This is a genomic window from Chloroflexota bacterium, from assembly GCA_020850535.1.
Lineage (GTDB): Bacteria > Chloroflexota > UBA6077 > UBA6077 > JACCZL01 > JADZEM01.
Window position 1 is genome coordinate 1 of the sequence record JADZEM010000038.1, and the last position, 26,694, is coordinate 26,694.

Annotated in this window: 21 protein-coding genes; 13 read left to right on the top strand and 8 right to left on the bottom strand. The window is 68.6% G+C overall.

All coding sequences use genetic code 11. The annotated features are described in order from the left end of the window. Window positions 1–409 precede the first annotated feature (409 nt). Together IT306_06065 and radC are read right to left on the bottom strand one after the other, a co-directional pair. Entirely contained in the window at window positions 410–1,462 is a 1,053-nt protein-coding gene (locus IT306_06065; GenBank protein MCC7367966.1) for a rod shape-determining protein, read from the bottom strand. 9 nt (window positions 1,463–1,471) lie between these two features. Beyond that, window positions 1,472–2,170: a DNA repair protein RadC gene (radC, locus tag IT306_06070; protein ID MCC7367967.1), complete on the bottom strand. Its 699-nt coding sequence runs from the start codon at window positions 2,168–2,170 to the stop codon at window positions 1,472–1,474. Window positions 2,171–2,394: 224 nt separating this feature from the next. Between radC and IT306_06075 the strand changes: the two genes are divergently transcribed. The 9 genes from IT306_06075 (at window position 2,395) to IT306_06115 (ending at window position 11,026) form a co-directional block, all read left to right on the top strand. Then, entirely contained in the window at window positions 2,395–3,408 is a 1,014-nt protein-coding gene (locus IT306_06075; GenBank protein MCC7367968.1) for a methionyl-tRNA formyltransferase, read from the top strand. Window positions 3,409–3,790: 382 nt separating this feature from the next. After that, window positions 3,791–4,060, top strand: coding sequence for a 30S ribosomal protein S15 (rpsO, locus tag IT306_06080; protein ID MCC7367969.1), 270 nt, complete (start codon window positions 3,791–3,793; stop codon window positions 4,058–4,060). Between the two features lie 410 nt (window positions 4,061–4,470). Continuing rightward, the gene (locus IT306_06085; protein ID MCC7367970.1) at window positions 4,471–7,047 is read left to right on the top strand and encodes a polyribonucleotide nucleotidyltransferase; all 2,577 of its coding nucleotides are present in this window, start codon (window positions 4,471–4,473) and stop codon (window positions 7,045–7,047) included. Window positions 7,048–7,183: 136 nt separating this feature from the next. Beyond that, window positions 7,184–7,426: a DUF433 domain-containing protein gene (locus IT306_06090; protein ID MCC7367971.1), complete on the top strand. Its 243-nt coding sequence runs from the start codon at window positions 7,184–7,186 to the stop codon at window positions 7,424–7,426. A 10-nt stretch (window positions 7,427–7,436) separates the two neighbouring features. Continuing rightward, window positions 7,437–7,808, top strand: a complete 372-nt coding sequence (locus tag IT306_06095; GenBank protein ID MCC7367972.1) for a DUF5615 family PIN-like protein — start codon at window positions 7,437–7,439, stop codon at window positions 7,806–7,808. A 531-nt stretch (window positions 7,809–8,339) separates the two neighbouring features. Then, on the top strand, window positions 8,340–8,894 hold the full coding sequence (rfbC, locus tag IT306_06100) for a dTDP-4-dehydrorhamnose 3,5-epimerase (GenBank protein MCC7367973.1): 555 nt from the start codon (window positions 8,340–8,342) through the stop codon (window positions 8,892–8,894). 147 nt (window positions 8,895–9,041) lie between these two features. Then, complete coding sequence (locus IT306_06105; GenBank protein MCC7367974.1) at window positions 9,042–9,302, top strand: hypothetical protein; 261 nt, start codon at window positions 9,042–9,044, stop codon at window positions 9,300–9,302. A 57-nt stretch (window positions 9,303–9,359) separates the two neighbouring features. Next, entirely contained in the window at window positions 9,360–10,139 is a 780-nt protein-coding gene (locus IT306_06110) for a methyltransferase domain-containing protein (GenBank protein ID MCC7367975.1), read from the top strand. A gap of 152 nt (window positions 10,140–10,291) precedes the next feature. Beyond that, entirely contained in the window at window positions 10,292–11,026 is a 735-nt protein-coding gene (locus IT306_06115; GenBank protein ID MCC7367976.1) for an NAD(P)-dependent oxidoreductase, read from the top strand. Between the two features lie 99 nt (window positions 11,027–11,125). On the opposite strand, the gene IT306_06120 is transcribed toward IT306_06115, so the two are convergent. Together IT306_06120 and IT306_06125 are read right to left on the bottom strand one after the other, a co-directional pair. Further along, a complete protein-coding gene (locus IT306_06120) occupies window positions 11,126–13,639 on the bottom strand; it encodes a tetratricopeptide repeat protein (GenBank protein MCC7367977.1) in 2,514 nt (837 codons plus the stop codon). Between the two features lie 224 nt (window positions 13,640–13,863). Continuing rightward, window positions 13,864–15,888 (bottom strand): S8 family serine peptidase, encoded by a 2,025-nt coding sequence (locus IT306_06125; protein ID MCC7367978.1) that lies wholly within the window; start codon window positions 15,886–15,888, stop codon window positions 13,864–13,866. A 624-nt stretch (window positions 15,889–16,512) separates the two neighbouring features. Between IT306_06125 and IT306_06130 the strand changes: the two genes are divergently transcribed. The 4 genes from IT306_06130 (at window position 16,513) to IT306_06145 (ending at window position 20,427) form a co-directional block, all read left to right on the top strand. Next, a complete protein-coding gene (locus IT306_06130) occupies window positions 16,513–17,988 on the top strand; it encodes an extracellular solute-binding protein (GenBank protein ID MCC7367979.1) in 1,476 nt (491 codons plus the stop codon). 11 nt (window positions 17,989–17,999) lie between these two features. After that, entirely contained in the window at window positions 18,000–18,911 is a 912-nt protein-coding gene (locus IT306_06135) for a sugar ABC transporter permease (protein MCC7367980.1), read from the top strand. Window positions 18,912–18,944: 33 nt separating this feature from the next. Further along, window positions 18,945–19,850, top strand: coding sequence for a carbohydrate ABC transporter permease (locus tag IT306_06140; protein ID MCC7367981.1), 906 nt, complete (start codon window positions 18,945–18,947; stop codon window positions 19,848–19,850). Window positions 19,851–20,025: 175 nt separating this feature from the next. Beyond that, the gene (locus IT306_06145) at window positions 20,026–20,427 is read left to right on the top strand and encodes a DoxX family protein (protein MCC7367982.1); all 402 of its coding nucleotides are present in this window, start codon (window positions 20,026–20,028) and stop codon (window positions 20,425–20,427) included. 139 nt (window positions 20,428–20,566) lie between these two features. Here the strand turns inward: IT306_06145 and IT306_06150 are convergent, their stop codons facing one another. The 4 genes from IT306_06150 to IT306_06165 all read right to left on the bottom strand — a co-directional run bounded on the left by IT306_06150 (window position 20,567) and on the right by IT306_06165 (window position 26,479). Next, complete coding sequence (locus IT306_06150; protein ID MCC7367983.1) at window positions 20,567–21,619, bottom strand: sugar phosphate isomerase/epimerase; 1,053 nt, start codon at window positions 21,617–21,619, stop codon at window positions 20,567–20,569. A 39-nt stretch (window positions 21,620–21,658) separates the two neighbouring features. Next, complete coding sequence (locus tag IT306_06155; protein ID MCC7367984.1) at window positions 21,659–22,717, bottom strand: sugar phosphate isomerase/epimerase; 1,059 nt, start codon at window positions 22,715–22,717, stop codon at window positions 21,659–21,661. Window positions 22,718–22,890: 173 nt separating this feature from the next. Then, on the bottom strand, window positions 22,891–25,173 hold the full coding sequence (gene mrdA, locus IT306_06160) for a penicillin-binding protein 2 (GenBank protein MCC7367985.1): 2,283 nt from the start codon (window positions 25,171–25,173) through the stop codon (window positions 22,891–22,893). Between the two features lie 154 nt (window positions 25,174–25,327). Continuing rightward, window positions 25,328–26,479, bottom strand: coding sequence for an acyl-CoA dehydrogenase family protein (locus IT306_06165; protein ID MCC7367986.1), 1,152 nt, complete (start codon window positions 26,477–26,479; stop codon window positions 25,328–25,330). Between the last annotated feature and the right edge of the window lie 215 nt (window positions 26,480–26,694).

Sequence of the window (26,694 nt, forward strand, 5' to 3'; positions counted from 1 at the left end):
CCTGAGCGGCGTGCCACCTGTCATCCTGAGCGGCGTGCCACCTGTCATCCTGAGCGGCGTGCCACCTGTCATCCTGAGCGGCGTGCCACCTGTCATCCTGAGCGGCGTGCCACCTGTCATCCTGAGCTTGCGAAGGATCTCTCCCGCTGACGTGTCAACTGACGGCGCCTCCTGGGAGATCCTTCGTTGCGCTCGCAGGCTCGCTCCACTCAGGATGACAGAAGGCAGACCCCTGCCTGCCTGTACGCGCGGGGCGCGCACGGGCACAGCGGAGTTGTCGTGCAGACGGCGACGGATGCCTGCCTGTACGCGCGGGGCGCGCACACATCGAGGTGTGCACGGCTCGTTCGGGCATGCTTCTGATGCATCCTGGGGTGCGTAGCGTGACATCCGTATGGTTATGCCAGGGTCAGTGGCGCGGCGGCACCCGGCGCGCCTGGCTCTCGGCGAACGCCTTCCGCATCCGGTCCAGATCCCCGAGCACCTTGCCCGTCCCGCGCACGACGCAGCCGAGCGGATCGTCTGCCACGATGATCCGCATGCGCGTCCGCTCCTGCACCTGATCCACAAGGCCCGGCAGCAGCGCGCCGCCGCCCGCCAGCACGATGCCGCGCACCATCAGATCGGCGACCAGCTCCGGGGGCGTCTCCTCGATGGTGTCCGTCACGGCGTCGAGGATCGCGTTCACCGAGGTGGCAATCGCCTCGCGGACCTCGGCCGGGCTGATGATGACCTCCGAAGCCAGCCCCGTTTTCAAGTCGCGCCCCCGCACGCCGATCGCCTCGACACCCTCGCCGGCCTTGATTTTGGCCTCTTCAGCCATCCGCTCCCCGATGAGCAGGTTGTAGCGCTGGCGCATGTGGGTGATGATCTCGGCATCCATCTCGTCGCCGGCCGTCCGGATCCAGCGGCTGGCGATGATGCCGCCCAGGGCGATCACGGCGACCTCGGTCGTGCCGCCGCCGATGTCCACGATCATCGAGCCTTGCGCCTCGTGGATCGGCAGGCCGGCCCCGATGGCGGCCGCCATCGGCTCCTCGATCAGGAACGCCTCGCGTGCGCCGGCGTTGATGGTGGCGTCGTGGACGGCGCGCCGCTCGACCTCGGTGACGCCCGAGGAGATGCCAACCACGACGCGCGGGCGCGGGATGATAGCATACTGCTCGTGGACCTTCTCGATGAAGTAGCGGAGCATCTGCTCGGTCACGTCGAAGTCTGAGATGACGCCGTCCTTGAGCGGGCGCACCGCCACGATGCTCGCGGGCGTCCGGCCCACCATCTCCTTGGCCTCCCCGCCGACGGCCAGGACGCGCTTGGTCTTCGGGTTCATCGCCACCACCGACGGCTCGTTGATGGCGACGCCCTTGCCGCGCACGAGCACCAGCGTGTTGGCTGTGCCGAGGTCTATCCCAATATCTCGGGAAAACAGGCCAAGCAGAGCATTCAGCGGATTCCAGGACATGGCGTCGCCTTACCTGCCACGCCCGTCTCGCCCAAACCCCAGACCACGTTCCTTCAGGCTCACGAACCCCGGATCCCCCTGCCCGATGATCAGATGGTCCAGCACGGCCACGTCGAGCAGGCGGCCGGCTTCGACAACCTGTTCCGTGAGGTGGACGTCTTCGGGCGATGGGGTCGGATCGCCGGACGGGTGGTTGTGAACCAGCACCATCGCGGCGCAGTTCTGGCGAATCGCCTCTCGGAAAAGCTCGCCGACGCGGACGACAGCCGTGTTCAGGCTGCCACGGTAGACGTCGTGCGCGCCAATGACGTGGTTCCTGGTGTTGAGCAGGAGGACGCGGAGATGTTCCTGGCCCAGGGCGCTCATCTCAGCCCTGACCAGGTTGGCGATGTCCTGCGGAGAACGGATCTGAGGCCGCTCGCCGGGGTTGAGGCTGATCAGCCGCTTCCCAAGCTCAAAGGCCGCCTGCAGTTCGATCGCCTTCACCTCGCCAACGCCATCAAAACGGCACAGTTCTGGGATGCTGGCGGCGCTGATACCACCCAGTCCACCAAGATCGGCGAGCAGCCGGTTGGCAAGGTCCAGCACGTTGCCGGACCGGCCTCCGGTCCGCAAGATGATGGCCAACAGCTCGGAGTTGGAGAGCGCGCCGGCGCCCGCGTGCCTCAGCCGCTCGCGCGGCCGGACCGATTCGGGCAGGTCTTTCAACCCGACGCGGTATTCGGCCTGGCGTGGCGCGGTGATCGCTCGTCTCCTCAGCCTGGAAGTCGGTTCAGCCCCGAAATCGCGGCCAGTATAGCACCCCCTTCCGGGCCTCAGGCGGCTCCGGAGCGCTCGTCTGGGCCGCGTCGAGCGGTCCTCCGACGTGGAGGTCAACGCGGGCGCTCGCGATGCCCGGACCCGCTCGATTACATTCGAGAGGAGGGGTCACCATGACTCTGCGTATCGTCTTCATGGGCTCGCCGGTCTTTGCCGTGCCGTCGCTTGAGGGGCTGCTGGCAGCAGGCCACGACGTGGCGCTGGTGCTCGCGCAGCCAGATCGGCCGGCCGGCCGGGGACGCCAGCCGACCCCGCCGCCCGTCGCCGCGTTCGCCCGGGCGCGCGGCCTGCCGCTGTTCCAGCCGCCCTCGCTCAAGCCGCCGGACGCCTTCGCACGAGTCAGGGACGCCGCGCCCGATATCATCGTGGTGGCGGCCTACGGGCTGATCCTCCGCCGCGAGGTGCTCGGCCTGCCGCGCCTCGGCTGCGTCAACGTGCATGCTTCATTGCTGCCGCGCCACCGGGGCGCCGCCCCGATCTCGGCGGCGATCCTGGCCGGGGATGCGGAGACCGGCATCTGCATCATGCAGATGGAGGTGGGCCTCGACACCGGGCCGGTCTACGCCCGCCGCAGTACGCCCATCGGCCTCCAGGACGACACCCCCACCCTGACCGAGCGGCTCGCGGTGGTCGGGCGGGAGCTGCTGGCGGAGACGCTGCCTCGGCTGGCGGCGGGCGAGATCGTTCCCGAGTCGCAGGACGATGCGCTGGCGACGTACGCTCCGAAGATCCAGCGCGAGGACGCGCGGCTGGACTGGTCCCTGCCTGCCGTCGAGCTTGAGCGGCGCGTGCGAGCGTATCGTGGCTGGCCGGACGCCTTCACGACCTGGCAGGGGAAAGGGCTGAAGGTGCTGACGGCGCACGTCGAAGAGGAGGCCCTCGCCCCCAACCCCTCTCCCGCGCACAGGGACGTCGGCGCAGCCGATGTTCGCGCCGCGCAGCGGAGGGAGCAGGGGGGTGAGGGTAGTCCCGGCCACGTCGTCCTGGTCGGGAAGCGGCCGGCGGTGCTCACGGGGGAAGGCGTGCTGGTGCTGGACAAGGTCATGCTGGAGGGGAAGCGGCCAGCGGACGGCGCGGACTTCGTGCGCGGCTACCGGGCGATGGTCGGAGCGGATCTGGGCGGGTAGGCTGCCGGAAGCGGGCGCGCACACCACGCATCCAGGGCGATTGCATGTTCGCTGGTGTTCCCGAAGCGCGACGAGACGCGCAGGCGGGGGTTTCAACCCCCGCCTACCGTCATGCAGTCGCTGCGCGACGAAGGACCAGATCAACCATCGACACGTAAGACAGGAGCGTCGCGCAGCGACTGCAGGAGCGTAGGCGGGGCTTTCAAGCCCCGACGCGGCGGCACGACACACCCAACAGGCAATCGCCCTGCACCACGCTCCGGTACTCTGGTGAGTCCGCGAGGGCGCATGGTACTATGTCAGGCAGTCGATTGAAAACGATGTGGAAACGGTTGGCCGGGCCTGGAAGTGGCCCGCCAGGGACTGAAGGAGGAGTACACGCGTGCCCCTGACGACGGAGGCCAAGGGCGAGATCATCACCCAGTACCAGACCCATGAGGGCGATTCGGGATCCCCAGAGGTTCAGGTCGCGGTTTTGACGCGCCGGATCAAGGATCTTGCCGATCACCTCAGCGCACACAAGCATGACAATCACTCCCGCCGCGGACTGCTCAAGATGGTTGGCCGTCGCCGCCGCCTCCTGACGTACCTCTCGCGGACCCACAACGAGCGCTATCAGCAGCTTATCGCGTCGCTCGGGCTGCGCCGCTAGCCCGAGCCGACCGTCTCGCCCGTGCGCGCCTGGCACCGTGAACGCCGGCGCGTCGTGGTCATTCGGCGCTCGTGAGCACATGGCCGTGGTAGCGCGTGTTGTTCGCGCCCACCTCGCCCGGACGCTTTCCAGGTCCGGGCTTCCTCGCTATGGCCGGCGCAGCCCGGCTGTGAGGTCGCGGCCTGTCCTCACCTGCCCCGATCTTGCGCGCCTGGCATCCTGGCGCCCTTTCGCGCTGTTCGTGGCCGGCCTGCTGCCGGCCGTCGGTTCATCAGGCCTCGGGCAGGTGTAGTCCGAGCGTGCCTTTCTGCCGCCGAGGGTGGCGGTCTGTGTCGAGCGTGGGCAGGAGCAGGTTGCCCACGGGTGCAGCGGGCGTGTGCGCGGCGCTCGCGGAACGAACGAGGAGCATCATGGCAGTTACTCGACTTTCAATGGATCTCGCCGGGCGGCAACTGACGCTCGAAACCGGGCGCATGGCGGGCCTGGCTGGCGGCGCGGTCCTGGTCACCTACGGCGAGACGGTCATCCTGGCCACGGGGACGACCTCCGACGAGCCGCGCGAGGGTATCGATTTCTTCCCGCTGCAGGTCGAGTTTGAAGAGAAGATGTACGCCGCCGGCAAGATCCCGGGCGGCTTCATCAAGCGGGAGGGCCGGGCGACCGAGAACGCTATCCTCACCGCCCGTCTCACCGACCGGCCGCTGCGCCCGCTCTTCCCCAAGGACTATCGCAACGACGTTCAGGTCATCGTGACCGTCCTGGCGGCCGACCAGGTCAACGACCCGGCCATCTGCTCGATCGTCGGCGCATCGGCCGCCCTCTCCATCTCCGATATCCCGTTCTACGGCCCCGTCGGCGGCGTGCGCGTCGGCCTGATCGGCGGCGAGATCGTCATCAACCCGACGATGTCCGAGATGGCCTACTCCGATCTCGACCTGATGGTTGCCGGCACCGCCGACGCGATCCTGATGGTGGAAGCCGGCGCGAAGGAAGTCCCCGAGGACATCATCCTTGAGGCGCTCGACGCCGCGCACGCCGAGATCCGCAAGATCTGCGAGCTTCAGGCCGAGCTGCAGCAGGCGGCCGGCAAGCCCAAGCGCGAGTTCGTGGCCCCCAAGGTGCCCGACGAGATCGTGCAGGCGGTCAGCAGCTTCATCGGCAGCCGGCTCGAAGAGACCATCTACGATCCGGACAAGGCCACCCGCGAGGACAGCACCAAGGAGCTGCGCCGCGAGGTCATCAAGCACTTCGCCGACACCTACGACACCAAGCAGGTAGCGAAGGTCTTCGGCTCGCTGGAGAAGGAGACGGTCCGCCGGAACATCCTGGACAAGGGCAAGCGCCCGGACGGCCGCACCCTGACCCAGATCCGCCCGGTCACCTGTGAGGTCGGCATTCTGCCGCGTGTCCACGGCTCGGCGCTCTTCACGCGCGGGCAGACCCAGGTGCTTTCGATTGCGACCCTCGGCACCGAGGCCGACGAGCAGCGCACCGACAGCATCGGCCTGGATGACCCGAAGCGGTACATGCACCACTACAACTTCCCGCCGTTCTCGGTGGGCGAGACGCGCCCGCTGCGCGGCCCTGGCCGCCGGGACATCGGGCATGGTGCGCTGGCCGAGCGCGGCCTGATAGCGGTGCTGCCGGCCAAGCCGGACTTCCCGTACACCGTGCGTGTCGTCTCCGAGGTGCTCTCCTCGAACGGCTCCAGCTCGATGGGCAGCACCTGCGGCAGCACCCTCGCGCTGATGGACGCGGGCGTCCCGATCACGGCCCCGGTCTCGGGCGTCGCGATGGGCCTCATCACCGACGCGGACGGCGCCTACGCCATCCTCTCGGACATCCAAGGCCTTGAGGACGCGCTCGGCGACATGGACTTCAAGGTTGCAGGCACCGAGAAGGGCATCACCGCCCTGCAGATGGACATCAAGGTCCAGGGCCTGACCACCGAAGTGCTCCAGGAGGCGCTGGCGCAGGCGCGCGAGGGCCGCCTCTGGATCATGGGCAAGATGCTGGCGGCGCTCGAGCGCCCGCGCACCCAGCTCTCCGAGTTCGCCCCGCGTATCACCAAGATCAACATCAACCCGGATCGCATCCGCGACGTCATCGGCCCTGGCGGCAAGATGATCCGCAAGATCGTCGAAGAGACGAAGTGCACCATCGACGTCTCGGACGACGGCACAGTGCTCATCGGGTCGAACAACGGCGAGAACGCCAAGAAGGCCATCGACTGGATCGAGCGGCTGACGAAGGACGTCGAGGCGGGGACCATCTACACCGGCAAGGTGACGCGGCTGATGGCGTTCGGCGCCTTCGTCGAGATCCTGCCGGGCAAGGAAGGCCTCGTCCACATCTCCGAGCTGGCGAACTACCGCGTCCCGCGCGTCGAGGACGTGGTGAACGTGGGCGACGAGATCACCGTCCTGGTCACCGAGATCGACCGCCAGGGCCGCATCAACCTCTCGCGGCGGGCGCTGCTCGATCCGGGCGAGGAGACCGGCCCAGAGGGCGGTGCGACGGCCGAGGGCGAGGGCGGCGATGGTGAGGGCGGCGAGCGCCGGCCGCGCCGCGAGGGCGGTTTTGGCGACCGTCCGCCGCGTCGTGAGGGTGGCTTCGGCGGCCCGCGTGGCGACCGTGGCCCGCGCGACGGTGGCGATCGTGGCCCGCGCCGTGATGGCGGTGGCTACGGTCGTGACGGCGGCGGGGACCGTGGTCCGCGCCGCGAAGGTGGCTACGGCGACCGGCCGCCGCGTCGTGAGGGCGGCGATCGTCCGCCGCGCCGCGAGGGTGGTTTCGGTGGTGGCGGTGGCAGCACCGGCTACAGTGGCGGCGGGGATCGTGGTCCGCGCCGCGAGGGTGGCGACCGTCCGCCGCGCCGTGAGGGTGGGGAGCGCCCGCCGCGCCGCGAGGGCGGCGAGGACCGTCCCCCGCGCGAGGGCGGCTCCGGCGGCGACCGCCCGCGCGACCCGTTCGGCCCGCGCTGGTAGGCCGCACCGGTACTCGTCTGCATAGGTAGATGCTCAGAGGCCCGAGGGAGATCACTCTCTCGGGCCTCTGGCCTGTGTCATGGCGCCTCGCCGGGTCAATCCCGCTGTGCGGTACCATTGCCGTGGGGGTGCCCTGATGGCCGTCTCGCGTCCTGTCTACATCGACCGCATCGTCCAGGATCCTGAGATCATGGTGGGCAAGCCAATCGTCCGCGGCACACGAATCACCGTTGAGGCCGTCCTGGATCACCTTGCGGCGAATCCTGACCTGGACGATCTCTTCGCGGCCTATCCTCGCCTGACCATCGATGATCTCAAGGCTGTACTTGCGTTTGCTGGAGATCAGGTACGTCGCCAGAAGCGACGTGGCGCGGCGTAGCAGCCGTTCAGTGGATCGGCCGCAGCCGGGGCTGCACCTGCGGTTCCTCCTGGACGAGAGCACAAACCATCAGATCGCACCGCATCTTCGCCAACTCGGGCACGATGTGACTGCGATCGGGCAAGACTACCCCTTCTCGCTGAAGGATCGCGAGACTCTGGAGATCGCCGCGCGCGAGCAGCGGGTGGTCATCACGAATGGCCGAGACTTCGGTGAAATGGTTGTACGAGAAGGCCTTCCACACTCCGGGGTGCTCCTCCTGCGTCTCGGAGAGGTCACCACGACGCAACTCATTCGTCGTCTTGACGATGTGCTGCGTGCCCACGCATCAGTGATGCATCTCTTTCTCGTGGTGACCCGCGCCCGAGTCCGTGTCAGATAGCTCATGCCAACATTGAGTACCTTGATGGCAGACAGGGCGATTGCATGTTCATTGGTGTACCCGAAGCATCATGGAACGGGCGGTCGGGGACTGAAGTCCCCGCCTACAGTCACGCCGTCGCTGTGCGACGGCCGTCGGGAACGGCAGGCACTGGTGCGACTGGAGCGTCGCGCAGCGACTGCATGAGTGTAGACGGGGCTTTCAAGCCCCGACGCGGCGGCACGACGCAGGGCGATGGCATGTTCATTGGTGTCCCCGAAGCATCATGGAACGGGCGGTCGGGGACTGAAGTCCCCGCCTACAGTCACGCCGTCGCTGCGCGACGGACACCGGGAACGGCCGGCACTGGTGCGACTGGAGCGTCGCGCAGCGACTGCAGGATGGTAGGCGGGGCTTTCAAGCCCCGACGGGGCTGCACGACGACATCAACATGCAATCGCCCTGTGATGGCAGACGAGGTACTCAGTGCCGGGTGGGCCGGTGCGCTACTATCACGCCGCGAGCGTTGAACGAGCCGATCTGTGAGGGTGCATGAAGGTCTCCTGTCCGGGCATTGAAGGATTGCTCCTCGTGGAGCTGGTCGTGCATGGGGATGCGCGCGGCTTCTTCGTCGAGCGGTTCCAGATCGAGCGGTTCCGCGAGCACGGCCTGCCAACCGCCTTCGCGCAGGACAACCATTCGCGGTCGGGGCCGGGCGTCCTCCGAGGGTTGCACTTTCAGCACATGCCCGCCCAGGGCAAGCTCGTGGGGGTGCCGCGGGGGCGCATCTGGGATGTCGCCGTGGACATCCGCGCCGGCTCACCGACCTACGGCCGGTCGTACGGCGTCGAGCTGAGCGACCTCAACGGTAAGCTGCTCTGGATTCCGCCGGGTTTCGCGCACGGCTTCTGCGTGCTCGGCGACGAGCCAGCCGACGTGCTCTACAAGGTGGACACGCTCTACAACCCGCAGGGCGAGGCCGGTATCGCCTGGGACGATCCAGAGCTGGCCGTCCCGTGGCCCGTCAGCGATCCGCTGGTCTCCCAGCGCGACACGCAGCTTCAGAGCTTCGCGGAGTACCGGGCGAACCCGATCCCCTGGCGCTGACGCAACCCCCCGGCGCCGAGGCTCGTCCATCTGTCTCGATCTGGCGTCGAGACGTGCGATACTTCACGCAGCGCGTTTGACCTGGGGGGAGACATGGCGGCAGAGCCATCGATAGGTCGGGCCACGCGGACGGTGGATGCCGAGGCCGTGCGTCAGGCGTTGCCGTCCGTCGTGCAGGACGGCGAGCGCGTCGTGGTCGAAGAGAATGGCGTGGCCATAGCGGCCCTCGTTTCCCTTGAGGATCTCCGTCAATTGCGGCGCCTGGACTCCCGACGTGAAGCGTTCTTCGCTACGCTGGAACGAATCGGTGCAGCATTCGCGGGTGAAGATCCCGAGGAGAGCGACCGCATCTCGGCGCTCGCTGTGCAAGAGGTCCGCGAGCAGATGCGCCGCGAGCGTGAAGCGTAGTCCACCCAGTGATTCGGGCGGCTGTCGATGCAGTGCTCGCGGGTGAAGCGTAGCCACATGGCCCTCTACGACCAGATCGGTGCAGGGTACGACACGACGCGGCGGGCGGATCCCGGCATCGTGCGGCGCCTCGTGCGGCTGCTGGCCGTGCCGAGCGGGACGCCCTGTCTGGATGTCGCCTGTGGGACCGGCAACTACACCGTGGCCCTGTCTGAGGCCAATCTCGCGCTGACCGGCGTTGACGTCTCCCAGCAGATGCTGACCTCCGCGCGCGCCAAGCCCAGCACGGTCCGCTGGGTCAACGGCGACGTCACCGCGCTGCCGTTCGCTCGGGATGCCTTCGGGGCGGCCGTCTGCACGATGGCCCTCCACCACTTCCGGCAGCCTGAGCAGGCGTTCCGGGAGATCGGGCGGGTGCTGGGGGATGGGCGGCTCGTGTTCTTCACCGCTGACCGCCAGCAGATGCGCCGCTACTGGCTGAACGAGTACTTTCCGCGGGCGATGGAGCGCGCGACGCGCCAGATGCCGCCCGTCGAGCAGTCCGTCAGGCAGCTGGCGGCGGCCGGCTTTGGCCGGGTGCGCCTGGAGCCGTGGACCGTCACCGAGGACGTGCAGGACTGGTTCCTGTACGCGCTCAAGTACCGTCCGGCCCTCTACCTCGATCCGCGCGTGCGGGCCGGCATCTCGACGTTTGCCAACCTCGCCTCGCCCGACGAGGTCGCGCAAGGGTGCGCGCGGCTCGCGGATGACCTCGACACGGGACGCTTCGCCCGGGTGCTGCAGGCATCCGAGCATGACGGCGGCGACTACCTCTTCCTGGTGGCCGAGCGGGGCTGACGGCGACGGCACAGTAGCCGGCCGGGTCCGCCCTCGCGCATCCTTCTCGGCGGGTCCACGTCCATGCAGTGCGGCGGCGTGGCCATCTGGAAGAACAGGGAGCGTCACCCCCCATGTCCGAACACGCCGAACGCGCAGCCAGCCCGAGGCGCGTGCTGGTCACTGGATCCACCGGCGCCATCGGCCAGCCGCTCACGCGCGCCCTCCTGGCGCGGGGCCACACCGTCCGTGGCTTTGCGCGACGCCCCACGCCGGGCCTGACCGACTACGTCGAAGGCGACCTGGCAGACCGCGAGGCTGTCCGCCGGGCCGTGGACGGCATGGACACCATCATCCACCTCGGCGCCTACCCGAACCCTGCCGACTTCATCGAGGTGCTGCTCGGCCCCAACGTCGTCGGGCTCTACCACATCTGCGAGGCGGCGGCTGAGTCTGGCGTCAAGCGGCTGGTACTGGCCAGCACCGTCCAGGTGATCAGCGGCCACCGCGACCTCGACCGTGCCGTGGTGGTCGAAGATGGGCCGAAACCGGTGAACCACTACGCCCTGACGAAGGTCTGGTCCGAGGCGGCCGGCGACATGTACGCGCGCGTCCACAACCTGTCGGTGATCAGCGTGCGGATCGGCTGGCTGCCGCGCAACATCGACGAGGCCACACGGCTGAAGGCCAGCGAGCGCGGCCGGGACATCTACTTCAGCCACGACGACTCTGACCGCTTCTTCACGCGGTGCGTCGAATCCGAGAACCCCGCCCCCGGTACATCGGTGATCCTCCAGGCGACGAGCCTTCCGACCGGCCGCCCGCGCATGAGCATCGAGCTGGCGCGTGAGGTCATCGGCTACGAGCCGCGGGACACGTTCCCAGAAGGGCTGCCGTTCTCGGTGTAGGCAGCAGGGGCGGGGCGAAGACCGTCGATCTCAGGCCAGGACTTTCAGGCGGCGCGGACCCGGGGGTAGATCACCTCAGCTTCAGCAAGCGGGGCGACCTCAGCAAGCGGGGCGGCCTCGGTCGCCGCACCACGCGCGCCAGAGGTCCCGGTAGGCTGCCTCCAGGTCGCGGGTGAACGCCGGGACATTGCCCAGGGCGGAGGTCTGGAGGCGCGCCCGGAGATCGCGACGCAGGGCGGCCAGGAGGGGCAGATTGGCCGCCAGGCCGGCGGAGATATGCACATAGTCGGCGGGTGTCGCAGCGATCAGCTCTGGCAAGCCGATGGCACTCAGCTGGGCTGCGCCCATCCGCCCGGCCGGCCGGTCCCCGCGCAGGGTGACCGGCGGCACGCCCATCCAGAGCGATTCAGCGGTCACGGTGCCACCGTTGAAGGGGAATGGGTCGAGCCCGATGTCGACCTCGGCGTACGTCGAGAGGTAGTCGGTGTGCGCCGAGTTGCCACGGAGGTCGAGGCGCTCGCCGCCGATGCCGTGCTCGGCGAACAGCCGGAGATAGCGATCTCGGGCATCTGGGCTGTCCAGCCCGCCAGACTTGAGCAGCAGACGCGCCCCCGGCACTGCCCGTAGGACGTCGGCCCAGAGGGCGATCACCGCGGGCGTCACCTTGGCCAGCTTGTTGAAGCAGCCGAACGTGACCGAGCCGCGACGGAGGGCCGGCAGCTCCGACACGGGTGGCGCGCCGTCTGGGCCAGCGTAACACCAGCGCACTCCCGGAAGCCGAACGACCTTTTCGGTGAATGACCACGCATCGTCCGGCGGGCAGAAGAAGCGATCCGCGATGACCGCGTCGATAGCGTCCAGGCCAGTCGTGTCGACGTAGCCCAGCCAGCTCACCTGCACCGGCGCCGGCCGCCGCGCGAAGGTCAACAGGCGATGGCCAGCCGTGTGGCCGCTGAGGTCGACCAGCAGATCGATCTCGTCAGCGCGGATCAGGTCGGCAGCCTGCTCGTCGTCAAGGTTGCTGATACGACGCCAGACCTGGGCGCTCGACCGTATCCGCGCGGTCAGCTCATCCTCGCGATCAGCGTTCGCGTAGCAGTACACTTCAACAACGGCCGGATCGTGGGCGCGAAGGATCGGCTCGGCGAAGTAGCTGACCGGGTGGCGACGGAAGTCGGCCGAGACATAGCCGATGCGCAGTCGGCGATCTGGGTCTGGCCCGTTCTGATGAGGGCGAGCAGCCGCCGCGAGCGGAGCCGCGAACCGGGCGTTCCAGCTTCGCGCCGCGCCGGCGAGCGTCTGGCGGTCCACGCTGGGATCGTACTGACGCGCCAGCAGTACGTTTGAGGCCGAGGCCGGGTTGTCTGGGCGCAGCTCCTGGTCGGCGCGGTAGCTGACCAGCGCCTCGTCGAGCCGCCCCAGCATCACCAGCGTGTTGCCCAGGTTGTTGTGCGTCTGGGCGTGATCCGGCCGTACCGTCAGGGCCTGCCGGTACCAACGCACGGCGTCGTCAAACTGGGCCATGCTCTGGTGCACCACGCCAAGGGCGTAGAGCGCCTCGGCGTAGGTGGGACGGAGCGCAAGCGCGTTCTCGAAGCATATCCGAGCCTCGGCCGGGCGGCCCGCGGCCTGCAGGGCAGCGCCGAGATCGTGGAGCGCCTCCGGAGACGACGGCGCCAGATCCGTCGCGCGCTTCCACGCGACAAGCGCAGCTTCGGTGTCACCCTGGGTCAGTCGGGCGCGGCTGAGCGTGAGCCAGGCGTTCGCATTGTCCGGCGCGAGCCTGACGGCCCGGTCGAGCTGGGAGATCGCCTCGTCGGCGTGGCCTTCCGCGAGCAGCGCGATGCCGAGGTTGGTGAGCGCGGCGGCGTCGTTCGGGTTGAGCGCCACGGCCTGCGTGAACGCGGCGAGCGCCTCGGCGTGCTGCCCGAGTCGCTGGAGCGCGACCCCGAGCCCGAGCTGGGCGGGCGCGTGGTCCGGTGCAGCGGCGAGCACCGCGCGGTGGGCGGCCGCGGCATCGGACAGCTGGTCGAGCGCCAGCAGCGCGTTGCCGAGGTTGTAGCGCGCGCTCAGGTGCCCTGGCGCCAGCCGCAGTGCCCGCTGATAGCTGGCAACAGCGTCCTGGTGGCGGTCGAGCGCTTGCAGCGCGACGCCGAGGTTGTAGTGACCGTCCACAGAGGTTGGGTCAAGCTCGACCGACTTCCGCAGACTGGTCGCCGCTTCGTCGACGCGTCCGAGCGCCTGCAGCGCCACGCCCAGGTTGCCGTGGTACGAGGCGACGCGCCGATTGCCGGCGATGGCTTGCCCGATCAATTCCACCGCGACCGCGTGCCGGCCAGCCTGGTGCGCCAGGACGCCGAGCAGGTGCAAGGCGTCCGGCTGGTTTGGCTGCAGCTGGAGAACCTGCCGGTAGGCGGCCTCGGCGTCGGCGAGGCGACTTGCCTGATGATGTTGCACGCCTTCGGTCAGGAGGGCGGTCAGCAGCGGGGTCGCCTGTGCAGTGCAGCTACCCGCGAGCGCGCCCGGCCCCGGGCGCGTCGCGGGTGTCGCCAGCTTCTCCGTCGGTGTGCGCCGAACCGGCGCCGGCCGATGGCGTCCTGTCTTCCGCGTCATCGCCAGGTGGTGTGCTCCATCCATGGACGTCCCCGTCCACCAGGCGGTTACTGGGCATGCCTGCTGGTTGGGCGACGAACTCCGTCGTCTGCACACCGAAACGCTGTGGCTTACAGCCCAAGGATGATCCGTTGGTACCGCCGGCGGGAGCCGGGAGTACTGGCCGGGGCCGGTACGGAGAGAGGCCCGTCCTCGGCCCCCTTTCTGGGGTAGGTGTGGGAGGATCAGAAGCCTGTCGCGCTGGCCCCGCCGCCCACGAATGTCGTCCAGGCGCCGCAGCGGTCCGCCACCACGAACGGCACCGTGACCGGGCCGGCCGCCTGCCGCCGCACGTAGAAGGTCGTCTGAGTGACGCCGGGACCGGCCGTCCAGATGGGTGTGCCGGTCACGCCAATGCTGCCATCCGGCAGATCCAGCAGCGCGTTGACAGGCGGGCGCCCGGGCGCACCAAAGCTGATCGAGAGGAGCCGGTTGTTCGCCCCAGTCACCGTCACGTGGACACTCTGGCGTCCGCCGCTGACCGTCGTCTGGATGGTGACGGCCGGTCGGGGCGAGCAGGCGACCGGCAGGAGCGGGGCGGCCCCGAGTTGCAGCTTCCCCGAGCCGAAGAGGTTGTCCTTGCCGGCGGGGCCAAGCTCGGTGGCGCGCCCTTCGAGGAACGATTGGAGCTGCGCCGGCGTAAAGGATGGGTTCGCGCCCTTGACCAGGGCCGCCGCCCCGCCCACATGCGGCGTCGCGGCGCTGGTGCCGTTGAAGCCGCCCTGCCCGTTGCTGCCACCGGGACAGGAGGACCACGGCCCGAACGAGCCTGAGGACACGGCGGTCTGTCCGGCAATGTCAGGCTTGATGCGGCCGTCAATCGTCGGGCCGATGCTGCTGTAGTCCTCACGGCGGTCGTTCTGCCAGCAGATCGCCGCGACGGTCATCACGTTCGGTGAGGTGCCCGGCTCGGTAACGCTGCCCGTGGGCACCTGATATTCGAGATTCGGGCCGGGCGTGATGAACAGATCCATGTAGGGATTCGTCGTCGCGCTGAACCGGTCGATGAAGATCGCGAAGTTCTGGCTGACCCCGGTGCTGTTGGTGTAACACAGCCCTTCGGTGGGCGGCTGGGTGCCGGTTTGATCCCCAACGGACGACGCCACGATCGTCCCCGTTTGCGACACAGTCAGGTAGAGGTCGAAGTCCTGGTTCGTGGTCGGCCAGGCGTCCCAGCGCAGAAAGATGCAGGTCGTCTGCCCGGCCGCCAGCGGGATGGTGTTCCCCTCATCCGTGCCGTTGAAATTGTGGGCGTCGTTGCTGTCCGAGTCGTTGAAGAACGCGCCGTAGTGCTGCTGCGCCCGGTTCCCGGCCGAGTTGACCCAGAGGATGCCGTTTGCGCGAGCGTCGGCCACGGTGGCGTTCGGCGAGGAGGCCGAGCCGGTGCCATCGCCTCGGCTGGTGTTGAACCAGCTCATCGACATGACGAGGATCGAGATGCCGTTGGCCTTGGCATAGTCTTTGGCCTGCCCGAGCTGCACTTCGGTGCCGATGCAGAGCAGGTAGAGCTGGATGCCGGGCGCCATCTCGTAGACGATCTCGGCCACGGCGGCGCCGTGCTCGCCGCCGGCGGGCGTCGTCTGGCCGCCGCAGAAGTCGACCAGCGTCAGGTTGTTCGGCAGGTCACCCTGCGCCTGCCGTGTCTGGTAGCCCGTGAAGCCAGCGTCGATCACGCCGACCTTGACGTTCTGGCCGGTGAACCCCTCGGCGTGCCAGCCTGAGGCTCCGGACGCGCCCACCCCCTCGCCGCCCACGGCATCGTGGAACGGCCGGGCCGGCTGGCGCACGTAGGCCACGCCACCATCGGCAGCCAGGGCGTCGAGCTGCTGGGGCGCCACGAGCGCCTGCACGAGATCCCGATACTCGGCCTCGACCACCCCGCCGGCCGCGCGGACCGCGTTGATGGCCTGCTGGCGCGCCCCGGCGCTCTCGACGACGACTCTCACCAGCGCATTGTGGACAACGTCAACCTCGCGTGACCGCGCGACATCCAGCGGGTTCTGGTCGCCGCGCCCGCCGGCCGCCCTCGACACCAGCGCCAGGGTGCTGTCGAGCTTCGCCTGCTTCTGCTCGCGGATCGCCACGTCCGGCGCCCGAAAACCGGGCGCACGCTCGTCCCGCTGGCGCTGCTGCATGACCGGCGCGGCTGTCGGCCCACCCGCCGCCGCGCGCGCCGCTCCGCCATCTGCCCAGATGGGAAGCGCAAGCATGCCAAGTACCAGCGCTATTGTCAGCCGCCACCGCGACCGCCCCTGCCCCATGGTCGCCTCCCGCTCTTATGCGACAAGTCTGTCGCATCTGTCCCTATGTTGCGAATAGTGTTAGCGTACCCCCTGCTGTCGCAAATGTCAATCGCTGCTTCGTGGAATCGCTCGGGGCGCGCGGCAATGGCACAGGGGCGTTGCGCCGTTGCGCGGGTCGCTTGCCCGGGCGATTGCATGTTCGTTGGTGTTCCCGAAACGCCGCTGCACGAGGTGCTCAACATGCAATCGCCCTGGCGCTCGCCTCAAGGCGATCGCATGTTGATGTCGTCGTGCCGCCTCGTCGGGGCTTGAAAGCCCCGCCTACGATCCTGCAGTCGCTGCGCGACGCGCCAGTCGCACCAGTGCCTGCCGTTCCCGACGGCCGTCGCGCAGCGACGGTGTGACTGTAGGCGGGGACTTCAGTCCCCGACCGCCCGTTCCATGATGCTTCGGGGACACCAACGAACATGCGATCGCCTTGAGGTGAGCGCGACGCTGCGTGCGCTCGCCCGGCGGCTGTGCTACCGTGCAGGCGTCATTGTCGCCGCGAGTGCCAGTGTGGGTTGGGCACGTCCAATGGAGGAGCTTCTGATGTCTGCGCGTTCGTTCTCGCGCCGTCGCCTGTTGGGCCAGGGATCGTTACTGCTGTCCGGTCTGGCGATCCTGTCCGCCTGCTCCACGCCACCGGCTGCCGCCCCTGCCAAGCCCGCCGAGCCGGCCAAGCCCGCTGAGGCCGCGAAGCCTGCCGAAGCCGCCAAGCCGGCTGCCCCGGCCGCCCAGCCGGCCGCCACGACTGCCCCGGCGGCTCCGGCCAAGCCAGCCGAAGCCGCCAAGCCAGCCGAGGCTGCCAAGCCTGCCGCGCCCGCCTCCACGGCCAAGACGACCCTCACCATCTGGATCAACAGCGACACCTGGACGAAGATCGGCGGATACTGGGGCGAGACCACGGCCCAGAAGTTCCCCGGCGGGAACCTCGCCGTCAACACCGTCCAGATCCCCTATGCCGACTTCGAGGCCAAGTACGTGGCGGCGTTCTCGGCGGGCAGCGGCGCGCCCGACCTGTTCCAGGGACAGGTCGCCAACTACGCCGGCTCGCTGGACGTGGCCGAGCCGCTGCCGAAGGAGCTGAGCGACCGGTTCGAGAAGGACGTCCTCAAGGCGATCAGCCAGTTCCACAAGTACAAGGGCGTCTGGCACGGCATGCCGCTGAGCGCCGACCTCGGCATGATGCTGATCTACAACACGGACCACTTCCAGGAAGTCGGGCTGGACCCGGCCAGGCCGCCCACGACCATGCAGGAGCTGCGCGAGGCCGCCATCAAGCTGACCAAGAAGGACGCCAGCGGCGAGATCACGCGCCCGGGCCACACCATCCGCGCGACCTCCGCGCCGGTCGGCATCGCGGACAAGTTCCTGCCGTACCTGCACGCCTTTGGCGGCCGGCTCTACGCCGAGGACGCCACCAAGGCGACCGGCGCCACCAACGGCCCCGAGGCCGTCGAGGCGCTCGAGTTCGTGACCAACCTGATCCACACCGACAAGGCGGCCAACCCGCAGCTCGGCAACCCGGAGGATCAGTTCGCGGGTGGCGTCGCCTCGATGATCTTCCGCGAGTCCTGGTACGTCGGGGCGATGAAGGACCGTGGTCCGAATGTCAAGTTCGACACTGTCCTGCTGCCGAAGGAGAAGGCGTACCCGGGCATCAGCCTCCTCTTCAACTGGTCGATGATCGTCTACAAGAAGTCGCCGGCCAAGGACATGGCGATGAAGTGGCTCGACTTCATCAACGTCCGCGAGCACGACCTGGCCGTGGCGAAGCTGGAGAAGTACCTCCCGATCCTGACCGACAGCTACACCGATCCGTACATCTCGGAGCGGCGCGACTACAAGGTGATGCAGCAGATCATGGCCGCGCCTCCTGGGCCGTACTACGATCACCCGCGCATCAACCAGATCGCGGACCGCATCGGGCGGGGCATCGAAGAGGCGGCGCTCGGCAAGCGCAAGCCGAAGGAAGCGCTCGACGCGGCGGCATCGGACGTCGACCGCATCATGACGCGGCGGTAGGGCAGCCAGCCGTGGCCATCAACCTGGGTGCTGTCATCACCGGACGCACGATCTACCAGCGCCAGAAGCGCATCGCGGTCGTGTTTCTCTTCCCGTCGATCCTGTACGTCGTGCTGATGTTCGGCGCGCCGGCCGTCTACGCCCTCTACCTCTCGATGGTGGACTGGGGGCTGGACGGGCCGCGCGCCTTCGTCTGGTTCGAGAACTACTACTACGTCGCCACCGATGACCGTTTCTGGAGCACGGTCGTCAACACGGTCTACTTCACGCTGCTGGAGGTGCCCGGCACGATCATCTGCGCGCTGGCCGTCGCGATGGCGCTCCAGAGCAGCGTGGGCGTGCGCGGCCGGAACCTGTTCCGGCTGGTCTACTTCCTGCCCGTCGTGACCTCGCTGGTGGCCGTGGCGTACATGTGGCTCTACCTCTACAACCCGACCATCGGCGTGTTCAACAGCCTGCTGATGTCGGTCGGGCTGCCGCGCCAGCAGTGGCTGAGCAGCACCGAGCAGGTGATCCCCTCGCTGGCCGTCATCGACATCTGGGCGCGGCTCGGCTTCGACATGGTGATCTTCGTGGCCGGGCTTGAGGGCATCCCACGGGACTACTACGACGCGGCGGAGATCGACGGCGCGAGCGGGTGGGACCGCTTCTGGCGGATCACCCTGCCGCTGCTTAACCCGCAGATCGTGCTGGTGGCGGTGCTGGAGGCGATCCACGCGCTGCGGATCTTCGCGCTGCCGTACGTCGCAACATCTGGCGGCCCGGCCGACGCCAGCCGCACGGTCGTGATGCAGGTCTACGACCAGGCGTTCCGCTGGAACAACATGGGCGAGGCCGCCGTGACCTCGATCTACCTGTTCGTGGCGATCCTGATCGTCTCCGTCGTCCAGCGAAAGGTGCTGACCCGTGCGGTCGAGTATTAGGAACGGTCAGGGGCAGACGCCGGAGGTGGCCCGATGAGCCAGTCGGCCTCGGCGGTCCCGGTGGCGGAGCGGCTGACGAGTCGGCCGGGCCGGCGGTCTGTGTCGCGGGTGCGGCTCGGGCGGCTGGTCGGGCGCGTCGTGCTCTACACCGTTCTCATCGCGTTCGCCCTGTTCATGGCACAGCCGTTCATCTGGATGGTGCTGACCTCGCTGAAGGAGTTGCACGAGGTGCACCGCATCCCCGTGAGCTGGTGGCCTGACAACCCGCTCAACGTCGCCAACTACACCCAGATCTTCACGGAGCGCCCGTTCTGGCGTTACATCATGAACTCGTTCGTCGTCGGCATCGGCGCGACGATCTCCACGCTGATCTTCTCGACGCTCGGCGGGTACGCCTTCGCCAAGCTGCCGGTGCCGGGCAAGGAGATCCTGTTCACCCTGATCCTGGCGACGATCATGCTGCCGTTCGAGGTCAGCGCGATCCCGCTCTACCTGATCTTCAACAAGGTGGGGCTGGTGGACACCTACCTCGGGCTGATGGCGCCCGAGCTGGTGAGCATCCTGGGCATCTTCTTGATCCGCCAGTTCTGCGAGACGATCCCCTCCGACTACCTGGACGCCGCCCGCATCGACGGGGCCGGCGAGGTCCGGGTGCTCTGGGCGGTGATCCTGCCGATCATCACGCCAGCGCTGGTGACGCTGGCGCTGATCCGGTTCATCGCGACCTGGAACAACTTCCTGTGGCCGCTGCTGGTCACCCGCGACGAGACGATGCGGACGCTGCCGCTGGCGCTCTCGTTCTTCTCGGGGTACTACGGCATCCAGTACCACCTGCTGGCCGCCGCCGCCTGCGTATCGGTGCTGCCCCTGCTGATCCTGTTCCTGGTGCTCCAGCGGCAGGTGGTGGAGGGCGTGGCGCTGTCCGGTCTCAAGGGGTAGGCCCCGAGAACGCGGGCACGACGGCCCGGCTACAGACCGCCCTGCCTCTCGTTCACGTCTCGGATGCCGCCTCGTCCGGCCCAACTGAACATCGGTACAGCCATGCTGAACGCCCCAGTGGCGCGGGAGGCAGTGCCGCGCCGCATCAGTCGGACAGGTGAGAGGGAGTAGGGTCATGAACGTTGGTCTGTGGGTGCTCCAGGTGCTGATGGGTCTCTTCTTCATCGTCGCGAGCGGCGCCCCAAAGCTGCTGTTGCCGCTGGACGCGCTCCCGATGCCGATTCCGCTGCCCCATGCGTTCCTGGTGTTCATCGGCGTGGCAGAGGTGCTCGGCGGTCTCGGGCTGATCCTCCCCGGCGCGCTGAAGATCCAGACCTGGCTGACGCCGCTGGCGGCGCTCGGGCTGACGCTGATCGCCCTTGGCGGCATGGGGTATCAGTTGCTGGCCAACGAGCCGGGCAACGCAGTGTTCGCGCTGGTCTTCGCCGGGCTGACCGGGTTCATTGCGTACGGCCGGGCGCGCCTCGCGCCGCACGGCCGGCCGGCCCGCCGCAGCCCGGCCGCGTCGGTGGCATAGCCGGAGGCGCTCACCGCTCTTGCATGTATGTGCAAGACGCGGCTGTCATCCTGAGCGAAGCGAAGGATGACATGGGGGGTCAGGATGACATGGGGGGTGCGCGCGTCCTCCCACGGACGCGCGCAGGAACGATCTCCTGCTACACCGCGGCCGGGGCCGGCCGCAGCCCGCGCGCCTCCAGGATACCCAGCAGGTGCGCCTTGCTCGCCCGCATATTCGGGAGCTGCTTCTCCTCCATCGGGATATCCAGGTAGGCGTACGGGTCCAGCATCTCCCCCCGCGCGATCTTCTCCTCGCAGACCTTCGCAAGCTGCACCAGCCGCCCAAGCTCCAGCGGCGTCAGGTCCGGGTGCATGGCGTGCCACGCGGGATCGTAGATCTGGATGCCCATGATGCCGTTCGAGTCCTCGAGCGAGAGGTTCAGGTCCGGCTTGTGCGGGGCCAGCACGTCGATCATCACTTCCCAGTCGATGACCCCCTGCCCGATGGGCCGGAACTGCCACGCCAGCCCCTGCTCGGTGAAGAGCAGGATGCCGTCCTTGATGTGCGACGTGTGGACGTACGGCGCGAGGCGCTTCGCGGCCTCCATCGGGACCTCGCCGCGCGCCAGCACGTTGGCCGTGTCGAAGGTGCAGCCGCAGATGTCCGGCCCGACCGTCTCGCAGATGCGGGCGACCTCGAACGAGCTGATCTCCTCGTGCGTCTCGACGTTGACGCGGCAGCCGAGATCGGTCAGGACCGGCCGCAGCGAGGAGATGAACTTCGCCGTGGCGGCCAGCTGGTCCGCCCACGGCGCATCCGTGCGGAAGCGGTCGAAGACGAAGTACGTGTCGTGCGACTTCTTGTAGGTGGCCGTCTCGGCCCAGAGCTCGGTGCAGCCGATGGCACGGGCTGCCTCGATCATCTTGATCATGGCGAGGCGGTAGTCGCCGCCGCCGAGCTGCCGGACGTGCGGACTCTCGGCGGTGTTGTACGGGTTGACCCGCCCGATGCCAACTTCGAGGTACAGCCCGTGCGCGTCGGCGTACTGGCGGGCCTCGCGCAGCTCGCCGGGGTCGAGCGTTGGACTGATGTCGAGAATGCTCTTGAAGAAGACCCCCTCAAGGCCCTGCTCGTGCGCGAACGCCAGCGACCCGATGCCGCCCCGCGCCCTGGCATTGACGATGTGATCGCCTTCGCTTCCGATTCGCATGCGCTCACCTCCCTGGTGGGTGGGTCACTGGTGGATGGGTCAGACGGCCGCCGGCTGACGTGCCGCCAGGCCGCGTCGTTCGAGGATGGGCCGCAGGTGGGCCTGACTCTTGTGGATGCCGTCCAGTGACGTCTCTTCGTAGGGGATCGCGTCGTAGGCGTCCGGGTGCACAACCACGCCGGCCGCGATGCCCGCTTCGCAGCGCTTCGCCAGCCGCACCAGCTCGGCCATCTCCGCGACGGTCAGATCGGGGTGGCCGGCCTGCCACGCTGGATTCCAGATCTCGATGGGCATCCGCTTGCTGGAGTCTTCGAGCGAGAGGTTCAGGTCCGGGTTGTGCTCGGCCAGGATGCCGATGACCGTGTCCCAGTCGACGACGCCCTCGCCGCAGGCCCGATTCTGGCGCACCAGCCCGTGCTCGTCGAAGAAGAGGATGCCGTCCTTGGTGTGCGTCGTCAGGCAGTACGGTGCGACGCGCCGGGCGGCGGCGACCGGATCCTCGCAGCGGGCCAGCACGTTGCCGGTGTCGAAGGTGATGCCGGTCACGTCCGCGCCGACCTCCTCCACCAGCCGCACCACCTCGAATGAGGTCACGTCCTCGTGGGTCTCGATGCTGATCTTGCAGCCGAGATCCAGCAGGACCGGCCGGAGCATCTTCAGGAACTTCGCCGTCGCGGCCAGTTGATCCGACCACGGCGCGTCCGTGCGGAAGCGGTCCACGATGAAGATGCCTTGCGAGGTGTGCCGCTGGATGCCGGCCGTCTCGGCCCACAGGCTGACGCAGTCGATCTCGCGGCAGGCGCGGATCATCTGCTCCATCGCCAGGCGGTAGTCGCCGCCGCCGAACTGACGGACGTGCGGGTCTTCGGGGATGTTGTACGGGTTGATCCGGCCCACGCCGGCCTCGATGTACATCCCCAGCGAGTCGGCGTACGCCTTCGCCTCGCGCAGCTCGCCGTAGTCCAGGGTGGGGCTGAGATCGAAGATCGACTTGAAGAAGATGCCTTCCAGCCCGTGCTCGCGGGCAAAGTCGAAGGCGCCGCGCCAGCCGCGCCGCTTGACGTCGACGATGTGGTTGCCCTCAGACCCGATGCGCATGGCCGCCCCCTCCGTCGCTGCATGGTACATGTAGTACGTACCATCCATGATAGCGAGGCTGGCGGCGCCGTTCTTCGGCCAGAGCGCACAACGCGCGCGCCCGGTCGTTGTGACCGGGCGCGCGCTCTCAGGGCCGTGGTCTCAACGTGGTGTGGGGGCCTGGGTCGGCGGGCTCAGTTCCGGGGCTTCGGCGCGGACGCCGGGAACGACGGGTTGAACAGGCCGGGTCCGGACGAGCCGCCGTTGTTGGGTGCGGGCGCGGCTGGCGGCGGCGCGGCCGGCGGCGCCCCGCGGGGCGCTGCCGTGGGCGCCGGCGCGGCTGCGGGTGCGCGCGGCGCGGCGGTCGGGGCGGCGGCCGGCTGACGGGCCGGCTGGGTGGGGCCACCGGGCGCAGACGGAGCCGCCGGCGCGGTCTGCGCGGGGGCAGGGGCCGCCGCCGGCGCGGGGGCGGGCTGCGGGGCGCTGCCCGGCGCGCCCTGCCCGCTCGGGCCGACCGGCACGCCAACCTGCGGCCGGGCAGGCGCTGGGGCCGGCGACGCGCCTGGCCCTGGCGGCGTCTGTGGGGTGGGCGTCGGCGGCTTTGGCGGCACGTCCGGGAACCCGAAGATGTGGCGGATGATCCGCATGGCGATGGGTGCGGCGTCGCGCGAGCTTGAGCCGCGCTCCACAAAGACCGTCACCACGACCTTCGGATCCTCGACGGGGGCGAAGCCGGTGAACCAGCCGTGGGTCGGCAGCTCGCCCTGCGGGTTCGTGGCCTGCCCGTACTCAGCCGTACCGGTCTTCCCGGCGATCCTCAGCCCGGGGATGCGGTAGTCCTTGAGCAGCCCCGATGCAAAGCCCAGCTCCATGCCGTCGATGGTCGCCTGGATGAACCGCTGATCGACCTCGACGCTCCGCACGACCTCCGGCTTGGCCGTCTTCTCGACGTTGCCGTCCGAGTCGACGATCTGCCGCACCACGCGCGGGCGCAGCAGCTTGCCCTGGTTGGCGATCATCGTCGTCATGCCGTGGACCTGGAGCGGGCTGGACTCCACGTACCCCTGGCCGATCGACATGTTGTAGGTGTCGCCCTTGACCCAGCGCTCGCCGACCTTCTGCTGCTTCCAGGCCTCGTCGGGGACGGTGCCGCTGGTCTCGCCGGGCAGGTCGATGCCGGTCGGGCTGCCGAAGCCGATCATCCGGGCGTAGCGGGCCAGCCGCTCGTTGCCCAGCCCGACGAACCCCTCAGGCTCGTAGCCGCCGCCAACGTAGAAGAAGTAGATGTTCGAGGACATCGCGATGGCCCGGGCGTAGTCCAGCTTCCCGAGCACCGAGTGATCCGGGAACGGCTGCCGGTAGCCCGGGTAGAAATCGTGCGGCACCCAGAGGATGCCCTTGCTCTCGATGACGGTGTTCTTGCTGAAGACGCCCTCTTGCAGGCCGGCCAGCCCGGTCACCAGCTTGAAGGTCGAGCCGGGCGGGTAGTTGCCGGCCACGGCGCGGTGGAAGAACGGCTGCTCGGGATCCTTCAGCAGTGCCGACAACTCGGCCTCGCGGGTGTCGTCGCCGAAGACGTTGTCGTCGTAGGCCGGCAGGCTGACCAGCGAGAGGATCTCCCCAGACTTCGCATCGCTGACCACCGCCACGCCGACGCTCCCGTGGAACAGGCCCTCGCTCATGAACTGGGTGACGGCCCGTTGCAGGTCCAGGTCGATGGTCATCACGAGGTTCTTGCCCGGCTCGGCCGGCTCCTCGCGCAGCGTTCCGACCTCCCGGCCAGACGCCTCGACCTCGTACATCCGTCGGCCGGGCTTCCCCCGCAGGATCGACTCGTAGGTGTCTTCCAGGCCGGCCGCTCCGATCTTGTCGTTGATCGTGTAGCCTTCCTTCTCGATCTTCTGCTTGTACTCGGCGGGCGAGAGGACGGCCGGCGAGATCGGCCCGGTGTAGCCCAGCAAGTGGGCCATGATCTTGCCCTCGGAGTACTTGCGGGCTGACTCGACGGTCACCCGGACGCCCGGCAGGCCGGATTGCTCCTGCTCCAGCAGCAGCGCAGCCTCACGCGGGACGTTTGACTTGATCGGGACGGGCGTGAACGAGAAGCCTTCAGCCTTGCGCTTCTCAACCGCCTGCCGAATCTCCTGCACCGACACGTCGAGCAGCTGGCTCAGCCGGCCGTACACGACGGCTTCCTGCACCGGCTTGATGTCGGATGGCACCACGGACACGACGAAGATCGGCGCGTTCGCGGCCACGAGCGTGCCCTTGCGGTCGTAGATCACGCCACGCGGCGGCGAGATCGGGCTGACCCGCACGCGGTTGCTGTCCGCGCGCTGCCGGAGCTGCGCACCCTCGACGATCTGAAGTCGCCAGAGCTGAGCGGCAAGCAGGGCGAAAGCTACGAGGACGGCGACACGGAACAGGTGCGGGGCAACCCCCGATGTCCTGCCACGCGGCTCGTCAGAGTCCAGCATCTGGCCTACCAGGAGCCGAGTAATCGGTCTCGGGAGTGTACTGCCGCCCGCCCACGGGCGGCCAGTTGACCGGTTGCTCTGTCAGGGCGATTGCCTGTTGAGCGCGTCGTGCCACATTCTGGGAACACCAACGAACAGGCAATCGCCCTGGTCGCTAGCGTGGCGGGCGCTGCGAGAACGACTCCCCAAACACGTCGTTGGCCACCCGGTTCAGCAGTTGCTCGATGCTCCCGCCGGCGATCATCCAGCCGCGCGTCCGCCGAAACATGTAGTTGACGGCGGCTTCCTGGTCGTAGCCGTAACCGCCGAACACCTGGAGCGCGTCGTTGGCGACCTCGAAGCCGGCGCGGTTGCAGGCCAGCTTTGCGAGCGCCGTCTCCAGCTCGGAGGGCACGCCGGCGTCGGCGTTGGACGCGGCGCGGTAGAGCAGCAGGCGGGCGCTGTCCAGCTTGAGCTTCATCTCGGCGAAGCGCCACTGCAGGCCCTGGAACTCGCAGAGCCGCCGCCCGAACTGCCGCCGCTCCTTCGCATACGCGACGGCCCGGTCGAAGGCGGCCTGCCCGAGCGCCAGCGACCGCGAGGCGTTCCCCAGCCGCTCGACGTTGAACACCGCCAGCATCTTGCGGAAGCCGTCGCTGTCGAGCAGGATCTGATCGCGCGGCACGCGGCACTCTTCGAGGTAGAGCATGCCGTACCGCTCGCCGGACATGAATCGGTGGGTGCTGTCGACCGTCATGCCTGGGGCGTCCCGTGGGACGATCACCGCCCCCGATGTCCGTGAGCTCTCGCCGAACCGGCACCAGATGACGAAGTCGTCGGCGCTGGCGGCGTTGGTGGTGAAGAGCTTCTGACCGTTCAGCACCACCTCGTCGCCGTCGATGCGGGCGCGGGTGCGCAGGTCGGTGACCGCCGAGCCGGCCTCTGGCTCGGTCATGCCGATGGAGAGGATGCGCTCGCCGCGCAGGGCCGCCGCAAGCTGATGCGCCTTGTGCAGCGGCGAGCCGTTGCGGGCCACCTGCTGGATCGCCCCGAAGTTGAGGGCCTGGACGCAGTCGCCGGCAATCGGGCAGACCTGAGCGATCGTCTCGATGACCAGCACGGCGTCGAGGAGCTTGCCGCCCTGCCCGCCATCCTCCACGGGAATGGTGATGCCAGCCAGCCCCTGCTGGGCCAGGAAGGTCAGGTACTCGCGCGGGAGGACGCCATCATCCTCGCGGGTGTAGGCCGTCGGCCCGAAGCGCCCATCGGCAAGCGCACGGGTCGCCGCGACAAGGTCGGCATGGTACTCGCTGAGCTGGAAGTCCATCGTCTGCGGCTCCTCTGCGCCCCGGCCGGCCAGCGTCGGCGGTCGGGGACGCCCGGTCACGATGCTCGCGGAGCGCCCGTCCCCGTGCGCCAGCGCACGCCCGGGCGCTGCCCGTGGTTGTAGCCGACCGCTCCCGTCGCCTGCGGCGGCCGCCCAGGCGATGGCCGCCCAGGCGATGGCCGCCCAGGCGATGGCCGCCCAGGCGATGGCCGCCC